General features: G+C 66.1%; 14 protein-coding genes. 7 read left to right on the plus strand and 7 right to left on the minus strand.

Annotated features, from left to right (window positions below):
* Positions 1 to 173 precede the first annotated feature (173 nt).
* From FJ425_RS30230 to FJ425_RS30240, 3 genes are all read right to left on the minus strand, one after another.
* Complete coding sequence (locus FJ425_RS30230) at positions 174 to 2,168, minus strand: acyltransferase family protein (RefSeq protein WP_140631654.1); 1,995 nt, start codon at positions 2,166 to 2,168, stop codon at positions 174 to 176.
* A gap of 277 nt (positions 2,169 to 2,445) precedes the next feature.
* The gene (locus FJ425_RS30235) at positions 2,446 to 2,622 is read right to left on the minus strand and encodes an alkylphosphonate utilization protein (RefSeq protein ID WP_140727818.1); all 177 of its coding nucleotides are present in this window, start codon (positions 2,620 to 2,622) and stop codon (positions 2,446 to 2,448) included.
* 110 nt (positions 2,623 to 2,732) lie between these two features.
* Positions 2,733 to 3,218 (minus strand): RidA family protein, encoded by a 486-nt coding sequence (locus tag FJ425_RS30240; protein ID WP_140631616.1) that lies wholly within the window; start codon positions 3,216 to 3,218, stop codon positions 2,733 to 2,735.
* Positions 3,219 to 4,451: 1,233 nt separating this feature from the next.
* Between FJ425_RS30240 and FJ425_RS30255 the strand changes: the two genes are divergently transcribed.
* Positions 4,452 to 4,688, plus strand: coding sequence for a hypothetical protein (locus tag FJ425_RS30255; protein WP_140631608.1), 237 nt, complete (start codon positions 4,452 to 4,454; stop codon positions 4,686 to 4,688).
* Between the two features lie 81 nt (positions 4,689 to 4,769).
* On the opposite strand, the gene FJ425_RS30260 is transcribed toward FJ425_RS30255, so the two are convergent.
* Together FJ425_RS30260 and FJ425_RS30265 are read right to left on the minus strand one after the other, a co-directional pair.
* Complete coding sequence (locus tag FJ425_RS30260) at positions 4,770 to 4,997, minus strand: hypothetical protein (RefSeq protein ID WP_140631605.1); 228 nt, start codon at positions 4,995 to 4,997, stop codon at positions 4,770 to 4,772.
* A gap of 469 nt (positions 4,998 to 5,466) precedes the next feature.
* On the minus strand, positions 5,467 to 6,396 hold the full coding sequence (locus FJ425_RS30265; protein ID WP_140631602.1) for a LysR family transcriptional regulator: 930 nt from the start codon (positions 6,394 to 6,396) through the stop codon (positions 5,467 to 5,469).
* Positions 6,397 to 6,528: 132 nt separating this feature from the next.
* Here FJ425_RS30265 and FJ425_RS30270 point away from each other — a divergent pair, with 132 nt between their 5' ends.
* The 4 genes from FJ425_RS30270 to FJ425_RS30285 all read left to right on the plus strand — a co-directional run bounded on the left by FJ425_RS30270 (position 6,529) and on the right by FJ425_RS30285 (position 10,886).
* On the plus strand, positions 6,529 to 7,959 hold the full coding sequence (locus FJ425_RS30270; RefSeq protein WP_246673352.1) for an MFS transporter: 1,431 nt from the start codon (positions 6,529 to 6,531) through the stop codon (positions 7,957 to 7,959).
* A 287-nt stretch (positions 7,960 to 8,246) separates the two neighbouring features.
* Positions 8,247 to 8,552 carry a hypothetical protein gene (locus FJ425_RS30275; RefSeq protein ID WP_140631599.1) on the plus strand — a complete coding sequence of 102 codons (306 nt, stop codon included), beginning with the start codon at positions 8,247 to 8,249 and terminating at the stop codon, positions 8,550 to 8,552.
* A gap of 214 nt (positions 8,553 to 8,766) precedes the next feature.
* On the plus strand, positions 8,767 to 10,131 hold the full coding sequence (locus FJ425_RS30280; RefSeq protein WP_140631597.1) for a nodulation protein NfeD: 1,365 nt from the start codon (positions 8,767 to 8,769) through the stop codon (positions 10,129 to 10,131).
* The gene (locus FJ425_RS30285; protein WP_140631594.1) at positions 10,128 to 10,886 is read left to right on the plus strand and encodes a slipin family protein; all 759 of its coding nucleotides are present in this window, start codon (positions 10,128 to 10,130) and stop codon (positions 10,884 to 10,886) included. Before FJ425_RS30280 ends, FJ425_RS30285 begins: the two co-directional genes overlap by 4 nt.
* A gap of 38 nt (positions 10,887 to 10,924) precedes the next feature.
* Here the strand turns inward: FJ425_RS30285 and FJ425_RS30290 are convergent, their stop codons facing one another.
* Complete coding sequence (locus FJ425_RS30290; protein WP_246673351.1) at positions 10,925 to 11,410, minus strand: hypothetical protein; 486 nt, start codon at positions 11,408 to 11,410, stop codon at positions 10,925 to 10,927.
* A 231-nt stretch (positions 11,411 to 11,641) separates the two neighbouring features.
* Between FJ425_RS30290 and FJ425_RS30295 the strand changes: the two genes are divergently transcribed.
* A complete protein-coding gene (locus tag FJ425_RS30295; protein WP_140631592.1) occupies positions 11,642 to 12,025 on the plus strand; it encodes an SgcJ/EcaC family oxidoreductase in 384 nt (127 codons plus the stop codon).
* 102 nt (positions 12,026 to 12,127) lie between these two features.
* On the opposite strand, the gene FJ425_RS30300 is transcribed toward FJ425_RS30295, so the two are convergent.
* Entirely contained in the window at positions 12,128 to 13,057 is a 930-nt protein-coding gene (locus tag FJ425_RS30300) for a LysR family transcriptional regulator (protein WP_140631589.1), read from the minus strand.
* A 98-nt stretch (positions 13,058 to 13,155) separates the two neighbouring features.
* On the opposite strand from FJ425_RS30300, the gene FJ425_RS30305 reads away from it, so the two are divergent.
* Entirely contained in the window at positions 13,156 to 14,166 is a 1,011-nt protein-coding gene (locus FJ425_RS30305) for an NAD(P)-dependent alcohol dehydrogenase (RefSeq protein ID WP_140631586.1), read from the plus strand.
* Positions 14,167 to 14,299 lie beyond the last annotated feature (133 nt).

The raw sequence follows: 14,299 nt of genomic DNA on the forward strand, positions 1-14,299 counted from the left end.
CTCTACCCCGTCGATCGGGGGAGAGGTGGCTCGGCGAAGCCGAGACGGAGTGGGGGTCGACCAGCGCTACATTAGCCAATGCATGCGCCAAGCTGCCAAGCACGCTATCGCCAAAGACCAGCCGCTTGGAAATGTGTGCATGCCGTAGCTCACAAGAGGGGAGATTGGCAGCTTCACCTTCCCACTTTGGAAATCACCCTCTTCTCCACGTCCGGCTCCAGCGATTTCGCGAAGGGGGTCGCCATGTGGTGCCGGTCGCGGAAGGCGAGCTTGCCGTCGATGAAGACGTGGCAAATGGTGGAGCTGCAGAAGCGGTCGGTGAGGTCGACGTAGGCAGCGTTGGGGATGCTGTCGACGATATCGCGCTCCACCGCCGCCATCTTGTCGTTGGCGGCATAGGCCCGCGTCTGGTCGCAGCGCGAGGGCGTTTCGTTCCGCCAAAGCGCCCGCGCCACGCAGGTGTCGATATTCGCGTTGTTGAACGGCACGTCGCGGATGAAGGCGACCTTGAGGCCGGCTTGGCTCAGGCTGGTGAGCGTGGAGCGCAGGCCGGCCCGCCAGTCGGCGTCCTGGCTGTCCGTGTCGCCGCCGCGGCCCGCCATCTTGCGCCCGCTGCTCAGCGCCAGCTCCGAGATGACCACCAGCGCTGGCTTTGCGCGGATGATCTCCTTGATCGCCTGCTCGCGCCAGCGGTCGCATTCTGCGTAGGCGCGCTTCAATTCGGACGACCAGGCGCTGACGCGCGAGGCGCGGCAGGAGTTTTTCAGCCAGGTCACCACCCGGTAGCCGTTCTTCCGGCCCGCCTCGATCAGCGGCGTCGACCAGTGGTCGGCGTGGGAATCGCCGAACAGGGCTATGGTGCGCCGGCCGTCGCCGAACACACAAGGGATCGGCGTGACCGTCTCGTAATCCAGCACGCAGCCTGCTTTGGCGCGGGCCGTGGAGGGTTCGGCGGCGCTCGCGGCGATGATGCGCTGCCGCGGGTCGAGATCATGCGCGGCGAGCCTGGCATTGCCATAGGCGGCTGCGACGCCGGTGCCGGTCAGGAGGAGGGCCGGCACCAGCGCCCGCGCCGCATTGGCCATCAGCCAGCCGTTGCGACGGATAGGGTTCTCGACGAGGTGGTAGCTGAGCGCGGACAGCGCCAGCGTCAGGGCAAGGCAGTAAAGCCGCTCGGCAGGCGTCAACTCCGGCGCCAGCATGCCGGCATAGACGATCACCGGCCAATGCCAGAGATAGAGCGAATAGGAGAGCCTGCCGATCCATTGCAAAGGCGGCAGCGTCAGGGCGGCGTTCACGCAGTTCCGTTCGGAATTGCGCAAACGAGGAGTGCCGTCCCTGACGCCGGCCGCTCCCGCCTTGAGCAGAAGGACTGTGCCGGCCACCGGCAGAAGCGCCAGAAAGCCGGGGAAGGGAGCGTCCTCGCTGAAGGTGAGATAAGCGGCCCCGATCATCGCCAGTCCGGCCAGGCTCAACGCCCGCCCCAGCCGCGGACGCTCCTGCAACAGCCGCGCCGGCACCATCGATGCGAGGCCGCCGGCGGCAAATTCCCATGCGCGCAGCGGCGAAAAGTAGAACGCCCAGGGTGGCGATACGCTCGTCAGCCAGGCGCAGAGGACAAAGGAGACGAGGCCGGCCGCGGCGATTGCAACGACGATCGAGCGTTTGCCCGGCTTCAGCCAGGCGGCCAGCATCAGCAGCGCCGGCCAGGCGAGGTAGAATTGCTCCTCGACCGACAGCGACCAGTAATGGATGAACGGGTTGCTCGCGGCGTCATTGGCGAAATAGTCGAACGACCAGCGGATCAGCCACAGATTGATCATATAGGCCGAGGCGAACATGGCGCCCTTGGAATAGAGCGCCTGTTCTTCCGGCGACAGGATGACCGCGCCGGCGGCAAGTGTGGCGACGATGACGAAAAGCGCCGCCGGCAGCAGGCGCCGCGCGCGCCGGGCGTAGAAACGCAGAAGGTCGAGCCGGCCGGTGCCGGAAATCTCGGCGACCAGATGGCGGGTGATCAGATAGCCCGAGATGACGAAGAAGATGTCGACCCCGGCAAAGCCGCCGGGTAGCGCGGTCAGGCCGAAATGGTAGGCGATGACGCCCGCTACGGCCACCGCCCGCAACCCTTCTATGTCGGGCCGGAAATCCTGCGCTGATGCTGACACGAATACGAACCTCGCAAGCTCGTTCGTATCCCGCCTTGAGGAAGACTTGCGCCTGCGGGCTCATATCGCAATGCAACAAATCTAACGCGGTGCAACATAAGGCGAGGGGGACGACGTGCGGCAGCACCGAAATTGCCGAGCTCCTCCCTTCCGGAGGTGACTAGCCGGCGGCGCTCCTCCTGCAATGAAAGCAGCCGACCGCATGATCTCCCCGCGAGGGCCGGCGCCGCATTCACGCCTTCTTCACGAACTCCGTCTTCAGCACCAGGCCCTTCACCTACTTGGTGTTGCATTCGATCTCGCCGGGATTGCCGTTGAGGCGGATGTTCTTCACCAGCGTGCCGCGCTTGATCGTCTCGGACGTGCCCTTGACCTTGAGGTCCTTGATCAGGGTGACGGAGTCGCCCTCCTTCAGCGTCGTTCCGTTGCTGTCTTTTACGATAGCGTCTGTCATGGCGGATCTTTCATCGGTTGGATGGCCTGCGCCCCCGCCTATCGCGCCGATCACGGCCTGGTCAAGCGCGCTGGAGCTGGTCATCTTGCCTGCAAGGGAGAGGTGTGGCGCTACCTCACAATCATCACTTCGGCCTCAATCTCGACCGGGAAATTCAGGGGCAGGGCGGCTACGCCGATTGCCGTGCGGGCGTGGCGGCCGATCTCCGGCCCGAACACCTCGAGGATGAGTTCCGAAAAGCCGTTTATCACCGCCGGCGTCTCGGTAAAGCGCAATGCCGAATTGACCATGCCGTGCACGCGGCACCAGCCGGTGATCCGGTCGAGGCTGCCGAGCTCGCGTTTCAGGCTGCCGAGCATCGACAGCCCGACCTTGCGGGCCGAGCCCCGCGCCTCCTCCAGCGACACGCTCTCGCCGACCGCGCCGAACGGGCCCGCAAGCGTGCCGTCCGGCTCCTGCGGTCCGTGGCCGGAGATATAGGCGCGGTCGCCGCGCACATTCACCCAGGGAAAGGGCAGCACCATGCGCGGTGGCAGTTTCAGCGGCGGTGGCAGCATGATGCCAAGCGCGGTAAGCTTTTCGTCGGCACCCGGCATGGCATGGCCTCCCTTCCCGCACAGCGCCACTGCGGCCGAGCTTTTCGGTTCGCTGGCCATTCGTCAAGAATGGCTTGGATCTGAAGAAGAATGACCTGGGTGACTGTCCGCAAGCCAGCCCACGCGGGCCGCGGCCGACCTGGCGAGCCTCGGCATCGGCCTGTGCATCCCGAAGCGATCGACCGCCAGCTCCCCGAGGCCCACAGCGACGAGGGCTCCATCGGAGGCAACGCCGGATGTTGCCGGCCAGCCACAGCCCAGCTGCTTTCGGTTGCAGTCAGTCCGCATTGGGCCTCGATCACGCAAATGTTCTTGACGCGAGTGTGTTTGCGCTGCGTGCTGCCGAGCGCGAAACTTGGGCAATGGGGGTTCCTTATGAAGAAGATTTACGAAAAGCCGGTGCTGTCGAAGCGGCAGAAGCTGTCAAGCGTCGTCGCGAGCGTCTCGGGTCCCAAATCGTAACAAAGGCGCACGGACAGATTGGCTGGCGCGCCCGGCGGCTCGCCGGCCAGTTGCTGGCGCCAGATTTTCGTCCTCGCTTGACGCGGCGGACGTCGCGCATATGTTGCGGTCCTGTTCGTCGACCGGGCCGAGGCAGCCGATGAAGAAGACATATCGCAAACCGACGCTTGCCAGACGTGACAGGCTTTCGGCGGTGACGGCCGCAGTGCCATCCTCGGGCTTCACGTTCTGAGATCCGATCCGATCACGCGCCGACGCGGTCGTGCACGCCTGGTTGGACGATATTTGAGGCCGACGCCGGACAGGCGCCGGGACTCGCAGTCAAGCGTTGAATCGAGGCGGTGACGCTCCGGCTTGGTCCCGCGACATCCGGCTTGAAAATTGATGCTGGCCAGGAGCGGGCGGTACACTTCGAAGGTGCCCGCCCGTCCGGCGCCGCCGCCAAGCTGCTGAAACCCCGTCCGTCCCCAACAGCAACGGTCATGGCGTGACCAGTGGTTGCGGAGTGCCATTGGCGCGGTGCCCTGTCAACGCCGCCGGCCGGCGGCCAGGAAGCGCCTTTTTAGCCGCCTTTTCGTCCTCGAAGCACGCTTTGCAGCCATGCCGGGGACACGGCTAAAAGCCACGAAATGGCGGAATTCCGGGCTTTTCAGATATTCACCAGGCAGCGCCGCGCATATGCCTATCCGCTTGAATAGGCTGATTTTTCGCCGGCCGGCATGTCGCTTCGACCCTGACTTTTTTTGGGTGCAATTCGGCAGTACAGCATTGATGCCCGGCGACGACGGGATTCCGCTTGAAAGCGGCATCGGATCTATCTGTGAGCCGTTTCATGACCCGCTCATGAAAGACGTGATAGAGTGTCGCCGAATGGGGGAAGTTGCGATGGCCAAACGGTTGTTCGAGGTTCTTGCCAGACGGCGATCATGGCTGGACCGGATCGCTTTGGGGCTGCTCGTGTTTCTGGCGACCTTGGTCGCCGCGCTGATGGGCGGCGCCAGTACTTAAAGCCAGGAAAAGTGCCTGGCGGTTTGCACGGCGACTTCGCCGCGCTTCGTCCACACTGGCGCCAATGCAAAACGGAGCGCGCTATTTCCTTTGGCCTATAGCCTTGAATTCGAATGTCGTGGGCCTGAGCCTGACCGGTCTCGGCCGCTCGGTGAGATCGACGACGCGGACCCACCTGTCGGCGCCGGCGCGCAAAGTGACTTTCTGGCCAAGCGCCTTCTCAGCCGCCTCGAAAGGCGTCTTTGCTGCGGCCGAATGGACCGCGACGACGGCATCGCCGTTCATTTCCTCGACACGATAGATTGTCATGCGGGGCGCCCGCCGCTCCGCTCTCGCCCTTTTATAGTATATTAGAAATTACGAATGAAAGGCAAGACTCCCAAGTGTAGCGAAAGCGAAGCCGGCCGGGTTTAGTCCTCTATAGTAGAGGGCGCGCCGTAGCCGCGCAGGCCGGTTCCGTTGCAGGCCTGGCAGGAAGCCCGTTGTCCAGGGCAATTGTCGCGCAACGCGCCAAAGGGACAACATGCGCCATTCGACGCCACCTGTTTCTCGCACTCGAACACCTTGCCGGCGCCCAGGCACCGGGGGCAGGCGAACTTCCTGAATTCGCTCAAGCGAGCCTCCGGCTGTTTCACGCGCGCCCGGCAACGCGCTGACTAGGCCGCGGGTTCCATGACAGACACGGTTTGTCCTGCGTACGATAGAATATATTAGTGATAACTAATATGATAAAGGCATCGACTGCAGCGCGGGGTCGGTTCCGCGGTGCCGCGGCGTATCAGGGCAAGGGTTCCTCGCCCTCGCGAAACGGCGGAGAGGAAAGACGGCACACCTCTTTCACCAGCCCGCGCAGCCAGCGATGCGCCGGATCGGCGTCGAGCCTCGGGTGCCACAAAAGCGAGACCGTCAGCGCGGCGAGCTTCACCGGCAGCGTGAAGGTGAACAGGCCCTCGCGCAGCGTTCCAGTATAGCGTTCCGGCACCGTGGCGATGAGGTCCGAGCCACGCGCCAGCGCCAGCGCCTCGGCGAAGCCGCCGACCACGGTCGCGACTGTCCGCGTCAGCCCGGCGAGCCCCAAGGCATCATCCACCGGGCCGCGGTCGAGGCCACGGCGCGAGATCAATATGTGCCGGCCGGCGGCGAAGCGCGCGGCGGTGATCCGGCCTTCGCTCAAAGGATGGCCGGCCCGCGCGACGCCGACAAAGCGGTCGCGGAACAGCGCCTGCGCGCGCACCTCCGGCCCGGTCGAACCGCCCACCACGCCGGTCTCCAGGTCGACCGCGCCCTCGCGCATCGGGCCGCTGTCCTTGTCGGGCTTGGGCACGAAACGCAGTTGCACGCCCGGCGCTTCCTCAGCCACGCGGGCGAGCAGCGCGGGGCCGAAATTCTCGACGAAACCATCGCTGTTTCGCAGCGTGAAGCTGCGGCCAAGCCGCGCGAGGTCGAGCCGCTCGGCAGGCCGCAGCACCGCTTCCGCCTCCTTCACCAGCCGCCCGACCTGTCCTCCGAGCTCGACAGCGCGCGGCGTCGGTACCAGGCCGCGCCCGGCACGCACCAGAAGCGGGTCGCCGGTCGCCTCGCGCAGCCTCGCCAGGGCCCGGCTCATTGCCGAAGGGCTGAGCTTCAGGCGCCGCGCGGCCTTGGCGACGCTGCCTTCGGCAAGCAGCACATCCAGCGTGACGAGCAGGTTGAGATCGGGTCGCGACATAGCGCGACCATAGCACGGATTCGTCAAAGCGGCATGGCGTCTGATGCACTATTCAAGTGCATACGCTGCGTGTTCCGCCATGTCATGCCCATGCCTATGTTCCCCGCAAGCTCAACCGACGGAGAAGAAATCATGGTCGACATTGCCGAAACCCGCGCCGCGCCCCTGCGCCATTCGACGGCGGGCGCGCTGGCCGGCCTGTCGCTTGCCATGCTCGTCTCCTCGCTCGGCACCAGCATCGCCAATGTCGCGCTGCCGACGTTGAGCGCGGCTTTCGCCGCGTCCTTTCCGGCGGTGCAATGGGTGGTGCTTGCCTACCTGCTCGCCATAACGGCGCTGATCGTTAGCGTCGGGCATCTCGGCGATGTCGTCGGCCGCCGGCTGCTGCTGATCGCCGGCCTGACGCTTTTCAGCGCCGCCTCGTTTGCCGCCGCGCTCGCGCCGTCGCTGGCGATGTTGATCGCTGCCCGTGCCGTGCAAGGCCTGGGCGCCGCGGTGATGATGGCGCTGACGATAGCCCTCGTCGGCGAGACGGTGCCGAAGCAACGCACCGGCAGCGCCATGGGCCTGCTCGGCACCATGTCGGCGATAGGCACCGCGCTTGGGCCCTCGCTCGGCGGCGTGCTGATCGCAGCTTTCGGCTGGCGCTCGATCTTCCTCGTCAACGCCGCGCTCGGCGCCGTCGCGCTGCTTGCCGCCTGGTGCTTTTTGCCGGGCGACAAAGGGCCGGGCATCGACCGCGCAGAGGCGAAGGGAGCCGCACGTTTCGATATGCTGGGGACACTGCTGCTTGCCGCCACGCTTGCCGCCTACGCGCTGGCCATGACCATGGGGCGCGGTCATATGGGCGGCCTGAACATGGCGCTGCTCGGCGGGGCAGTTGTCGGCGCGGTGCTGTTCGTCGTCGCCGAGGCCAAGGTGGCGTCGCCGCTGGTCAAGCTCGCGCTGTTGCGCGACCCAGTGCTGGCGCCGAGCCTTGCCATGAACGCGCTGGTCTCGACGGTGATGATGGCCACGCTGGTCGTCGGCCCGTTCTTCCTGTCGCGTGCACTGGGCCTCGGCGACGCTGCGACCGGGGCAGTGATGTCGATCGGACCCGTGGTCTCGGCGTTTTGCGGCATCATTGCCGGGCGTGTCGTCGACCGCCTCGGCGCTGCCGCGATGGTCATGGCCGGGCTGGTGCTGATGGTCGCCGGCTGCGTCGCGCTCGCCGTGCTGCCGGGCGTCTTCGGTGTCGTCGGCTACGCGGCGGCGATCATCCTGCTGACGCCCGGCTACCAGCTCTTCCAGGCGGCCAACAACACCGCCGTCATGGCCGATGTCGATAGGTCCGAGCGCGGCGTGGTCTCGGGCATGCTGAGCCTGTCGCGCAATCTCGGCCTTGTCACCGGCACGGCGGTGATGGGCGCGGTGTTCGCCTTCGCCGTGGGCACCAAGGATGTCGCGACGGCAGCGCCGGCAGCGGTCGCCGGCGGCATGGGGTTCACCTTCGCGGCGGCCACGGGGTTGGTGGCGTTGGCGGTCGCGATAGCGGTGGCTGGGCGGAGAGGCCGGATCGCGTAATCTGGGGAGAGCGGCAGCTTCGGCGTCGGCGCCGTTCCTTCCGCGATCACGCAATTTCGTCACCGCACCGGGAGCCTATCCTGACAGGCGGCGGTGCCCATTCCGCCTTCGGCCGGTGCCTCAGCTACCCCCAACGAACCCCCGCCCACTGCGGCGCCGGCCCATCCTCCCACCCGATCTCGATCGCGCGCCGGAGCGGATGGCGCATGTCCGTCCTCCCCGGAACCAAAGCGACAGGCAGCGGTTTACCCAGCCGAAGGGATGATTCAGGAATCAGGAATAGAGCAATGAAAACAGTGCTCCTTGCCGCCCTGGCGCTCTGCGTCGCCGCACCCGCCGTCGCTTCGGCGGCCGAGGCCGATGTCGTCATCAGGACGCATCACAGGCATCATTATCATCACCGCCCCGCCATCATCATCAATGACGAGGGCCATCGCTTGCATCACCGCCATCACGGCACGGTCGCCTTCTATGACAATGGCGAGCGGGGCTGGCGTTATCGCCATCACCGTCGTCAGGACGTGGTCGTCACGAGTTCGATCCACCGGCACCATCATCGTCGGGTCGTCGTCGAAGGCGGCTCCGACTATTGACGCCCCGCGCCCCGGCTCGTGCGATCAGACACGGGCCGGGAGCGCTTTTTTTCCGATTTATCTCTTCAGGACCGATTTCGCTCCGTAGCGCCTTCAGCGCCGGCCTGAACCATGGCGCCCAACCGCAGCCGCCGACGGTTGGCGCGGGCGGCCTTCGACGCTCATTGGACTTCGCCGCGGCACAACCCATATTTGAACTCATGGAGCTTCGAGCGTGACCTTCGCGCGGGCGGCCCTTTTCGCCGTTGCCCTCATGGCCGCGGCTGCCGTTTCTTCCTTCTCCTCGACCGGGAGCGGGAAGATCGCGCTGAGCGTTGCCATTGACGGCGCTATAGGGCCAGCGAGCACCAGGCAACTCGAGGAGGCACTCGACACTGCTGCTGAACGCAACGCCGAAGTGCTCATCCTTCAGCTCGACACGCCGGGCGGCCTGGTCACCTCGATGCGCGAGATGATCGCCGACATCCTGGCCTCGCCCGTGCCCGTTATCGGCTATGTCGCGCCGGCCGGCGGCCATGCGGCGAGCGCCGGCACCTATATTCTTTACGCAACCCATGTCGCGGCGATGGCGCCGGGCACCAATCTGGGCGCGGCGACGCCGGTCGAGATAGGCGGGCTGCCGTCGCTTCCGGGCGGCGACAAGGACAAGAACCAGAAGGGCGTCACCGAGCCGCCCGGCGACGAGATGATGGCCAAGGTGACCAATGACGCGGTCGCGCTCATCCGCTCGCTCGCCGAGATGCGCGGCCGCAACGGCGACTGGGGCGAGAAGGCGGTGCGCGAGGCAGCGAGCTTGTCGGCCAACGCCGCCCTGCAGGAGCATGTCATCGACTTCGTCGCCCGCGATGCTACCGAGTTGTTGCAGCTTGCCGACGGGCGCACCGTCGATGTCGCCGGCGTCAAGAAAGTGCTGGCGACGAAAGGGCTGCCGGTCGAGACGCTGGAGCCTGGCTGGTTCATACGGCTGCTCTCCGTCATCACCGATCCGAACACCGCCGTCATCCTGATGCTGGTCGGCGTCTATGGCCTTGTCTTCGAGTTCACCAGCCCGGGCGCCGTGGCGCCCGGCGTCACTGGCACCATCTGCCTGGTGCTCGGGCTCTATGCGCTCAACCTCTTGCCGATCAACTATACCGGCCTGGCGCTGATGCTGCTCGGCATCGCCTTCCTGATCATCGAGGCCTTCAACCCCACCGTGGTGCTGGGGTTGGGCGGCGTCGCCGCTTTCCTGCTCGGCTCGGCCATGCTGCTCAGGATCGAAGGGCCGGGCTTTGCCATGTCGTGGGCGGTCATCGGCCCCGCCGCCGTGCTGACGCTCGGACTGGCGCTACTCACCGGAACCTATGTCTGGACGGTCCGCAGGAACCCGCCGCGCGTCGGCGGCGAGGCGATGCGCGGCTTGCCCGTCGAGATCATCGACTGGCAGGGCGGCGAGGGCCATGTGCTGGCTTTGGGCGAACGTTGGCGGGCGAGGGCCGACGAACCCGTAGCACCCGGCGACAGGGTCGAGGTGATCGACGTCAGTGACCTCGTGCTGACCGTGCGGCGTCGCGATGCGAGCAACAACGGAGTAAAATGATGGTCGGTTACGTCGCCTATCTTATCATTGCGCTGCTGGTGATCATCTTCCTGGCGGCCGCCATCCGCATCCTGAGGGAATATGAACGCGGCGTGGTCTTCACGCTCGGCCGCTTCACCGGCGTCAAGGGCCCCGGCCTCATCATCCTCATCCCTTTCGTCCAGCAGATGGTGCGGGTCGATCTGCGCGTGGTCGTCCAGGATGTGCCGCCGCAGGATGTCATCTCGCGCGACAACGTCTCGGTCAAGGTCAACGCCGTGCTCTATTTCCGCATCGTCGACGCCGAGCGGGCAATCATCCAGGTCGAGGATTTCATGGCCGCCACCAACCAGCTGGCGCAGACCACGCTGCGCTCGGTGCTCGGCAAGCACGAGCTAGACGAGATGCTGGCCGAACGCGACAAGCTCAACAGCGACATCCAGGAGATCCTCGACCAGCGCACCGATGCCTGGGGCATCAAGGTCTCCAATGTCGAGATCAAGCATGTTGACCTGAACGAGAGCATGGTCCGCGCCATCGCCAAGCAGGCCGAGGCCGAGCGGCTGCGCCGTGCCAAGGTGATCAATGCCGACGGCGAGCAGCAGGCGGCGGCGAAGCTGGTCGAGGCCGGCCGCATGCTTGCGGCCGAGCCGCAAGCCATGCAGTTGCGCTATTTCGAGGCCCTGCACGACATCGCCGGCGAGCGCTCGTCCACGGTGGTGTTCCCGCTGCCGGTGGATTTGCTCGGGCAGTTCATGAAGGGCCAAGGCAAGTGAGGCATTGACGCTGCCGGCCTCTTTCCTCGGCGGCAGAGTCAGTCGGCCTCGCCGCCCGAACCCTTGCCGCATTCTGCCAGCACCTTGCCGATCGCAGCACCTGAGCCTTTCAGCGGAAAGCTCGCCGCACCGTATTTGTCGGCCGAGACCGTCACCTCGCCCTTGCCGCGCAGCAGCGCCAGCAACGGGTCGGCGGGGCCGGAGAGTTCGGCGGTGAAGTAATTATACATCGCCTCGAGCTCGAGCTTTTTCGTCAGGCTCCTGTCGCCGGCCTTGAAGGTGAAGGATCCGCCGATGCCGGGCTCCAGCTGCCCGCCTGCGGCGCCGAGATCGTAGCTCAGCACCGGCTTGTCGAAGCAGGCCAGCATCAGATGCGCATCGCCCTTCGGCCCGCCGCAGACCGAAGCCGTCATCACGCTGCCGCCTTCGTCCTCCTCCATCCGGGCGGACCAGGCGCAAGGCGCGGCATGGGCGAAAGGCGTGGCTAGAAGGGCAAGTGCGACGATTGCCAGTGCGCTTTTCACAATCGATCCCCCATCGTGGCGGGGCATCATATAGAGATTGTCGAAAGCCGGCGAGCGGCCAATCTCTCCTGAATGGATCTCGCTTATGTGCTCCTGGCCGGCTCGAACAATTCCAGCAGATGTGCCGGAAGGGTCGACCACCAAGATCTCGTCCGCGGCGTTGCCGGCGGAGGCGATCGCACCAAGTATTGATGACAATCCGACCGCCGACGATTGCAAGGAGGTAAACCGATGACCGATGATGCAACCGCGATCCGCCAGGTGGTCGAGACCTGGATGGCGGCGAGCCGGAAGGGCGATCTGGAGACCGTGCTTGGCCTGATGACGGACGATGTCGTCTTCATGGTTCCCGGCAAGGAGCCCTTCGGCAAGGAAGCCTTCGCCGCCGCGTCCAGGAGCATGGGCGAGACCAAGATCGACGGTGACAGCGAGATCGTCGAGCTCAATCTGCTCGGCGACTGGGCCTATATCCGCAACCGCATCGATATGACGGCGACGCCGCCCGGCGGCGAGCCGGTGCGGCGGTCCGGCTATACGCTGACGCTGCTGCGCAAGGAGAATGACGGCCGCTGGCGGCTGGCGCGGGATGCGAATTTGCTGGCGGCAAAAGGGTAGGGCGCGGCCGCCGGAACTGCCTATCCCCTTCTGGGGCGAGGAACCTTGTCCTACGAGCGCCGCGGTCGGGATCGCCTGCGCGAATGCCCGGCTACCTCGCGCTTACTTTCGCCACGGCGGCTCAGGCGCGAAGCGCTTGCCGATCCAGTCGGCGAAGGCGCGGGTCTTGGCGGCCTGACCTTTGGCCGAGGGCATGACGACATAGACCGCGCCCTCGTCGGCAAGTGTCCAGTCTTCCAGGATCGGCACCAGCCGGCCGTCGGCGAGCTCGCGCCCGATCAGCCAGTCGGTGCTCATCATCAGGCCGACGCCCTGCACGGCGGCCTCGACCAGCACCTCGGCGTCGTCGCTGACCAACGGCCCCGAAACCTCGACGCGCACGCGCCGGCCCTCGCGGTCGGTCATCTCCCAGGCGGGAAAGGTCTGGAAGCCGGAGAAGCCCAGGCAGCTGTGCTTCAGCAGCGCCTGCGGCGTTTCCGGCCTGCCCCTTCTGGCGAGGTAGGAGGGCGCGGCGCAGAGCAGCCGGCGCCGCGTCGCCACCTTGCGCGCCACCAGGCGCGAGTCCTCCAGGCTGCCCAGCCGTACGGCGACGTCGAAATTCTCGGCGACGAGATCGGCGAAGCGGTTGGAGAACTCTGCCTCGATGTGGACCTCGGGGAACTCCGCCAGGAATTGCGGCAAGAGCGGCCCGATCCACATGCGCCCGAAGGTCCCGGGCAGCGCCAGCTTGAGCAGGCCGCGCGGCTCGCCGGCGGCATGCGCCGATGCGGCCGCCTCAGCCTCGTCGACCGAGGCCAGGATGGCGCGCACGCGCAACAGGAATTCCGCGCCCGCCTCGGTAAGCGACACGCTGCGCGTGGTGCGGTGGAGCAGCCGCACCCCCAGCCGCTCTTCCAGCGATTGGAGACGGCGCGACAGGATGGTCGCGTCGCGCCCGACTCTCGCTGCCGCCCTGGTGAAGGAGCGCGCCTCGGCGACGGCCGCGAAGGCCGCCATTTCGGCAAGGGCGGAGGGTTCAACTGATTGCTGCATGGTCCGCAATACTCAAATGCAAAGTCCAACGATTATCGAGTAATAGCGCAGCAGCTAGGTTCGCTCAATCGTCCATCGACCACGCACGGAGTGAACCCATGAAAGCCATCGAACTCAGCCAACCCAGGCTCGACGCCTTCCGCGCCGCCAGCATCGCCACGCCCGAACCGCAACGCGGCGAGGTGCTGATCCGCCAGCGTGCGGCGAGCCTGAATTTCGTCGATGTCGCCGTTGCGAGCGGCAATTATCCCGGACCGGTCTTCCCGCTCGTTCCCGTGGCCGACGGCGCCGGCGAGATCGTCGCGCTCGGCGAGGGCGTGACGAGATTCAGCACGGGCGACCGGGTCGTTGCCCACGCCAAGCCGCGCTGGATCGGCGGCCGGCCGCGTCCTTACGAGATGACGCAGATGCGCGGCATCTCCTTGCCCGGGTCGCTGGCCGAATATGTCGCGCTGCCGGCCAACTCGGTCGTACCGGTCCCTGCGCATCTCTCCTTCGAGGCGGCCTCGACCTTGCCGATTGCCGGCACCACCGCATGGAACGCCATCCGCGCCGCCGATGTCGGGCCGGGTTCGGTCGTCGTGCTGCTCGGCACGGGCGGGGTCTCGATCTTCACCCTGCAGCTCGCCAAGGCGGCCGGGGCCACCGTCATCATCACTTCGTCCTCGGACGAGAAGCTCGAGCGAGCCAAGGCGCTCGGCGCCGATCACCTGATCAATTACCGCGCGACACCGGACTGGGACGGCAAGGTGCTGGAGCTGACCGACGGCCTCGGCGCCGATCTCGTCGTCGAGACCGGCGGCACCGCCACCTTCGCGCGCGCCGTCAATGCAACAGCGCCCGGCGGCACGCTGTTCACCATCGGCTTCGTCACCGGCGCCGAGGCCACGGTCAATCTGCTGCCGATCATCATCAAGGCGCTGAAAGTGGTGGGCAACAACACCGGATCGGTCTCGGACCTGCGCGACGCCGCCCGCGCCATCGGCGCCGCCCGGATCGAGCCGGTCGTCGACAAAGTGTTTTCACAAAACGAGGCAACCGAAGCCTACACCTACATGGCCGCCGGCGGCCTGCATTTCGGCAAGCTGGTGTTCGGCTTGGATTGGTAGGAAGAGCTGACGCTGGAGTGGGCGAAAGCGATGAATCTCTCGATCTCCCTGAAGCCGACTGCCCTGACAGGAAGATGTAGGAGCTTCAATCCGCCTCGCCGCCCGAGCCCTTGCCGTATTCGGCCAGCAGGGG

The sequence above is a fragment of the Mesorhizobium sp. B2-7-2 genome (assembly GCF_006440775.1).
Taxonomy (GTDB): domain Bacteria; phylum Pseudomonadota; class Alphaproteobacteria; order Rhizobiales; family Rhizobiaceae; genus Mesorhizobium.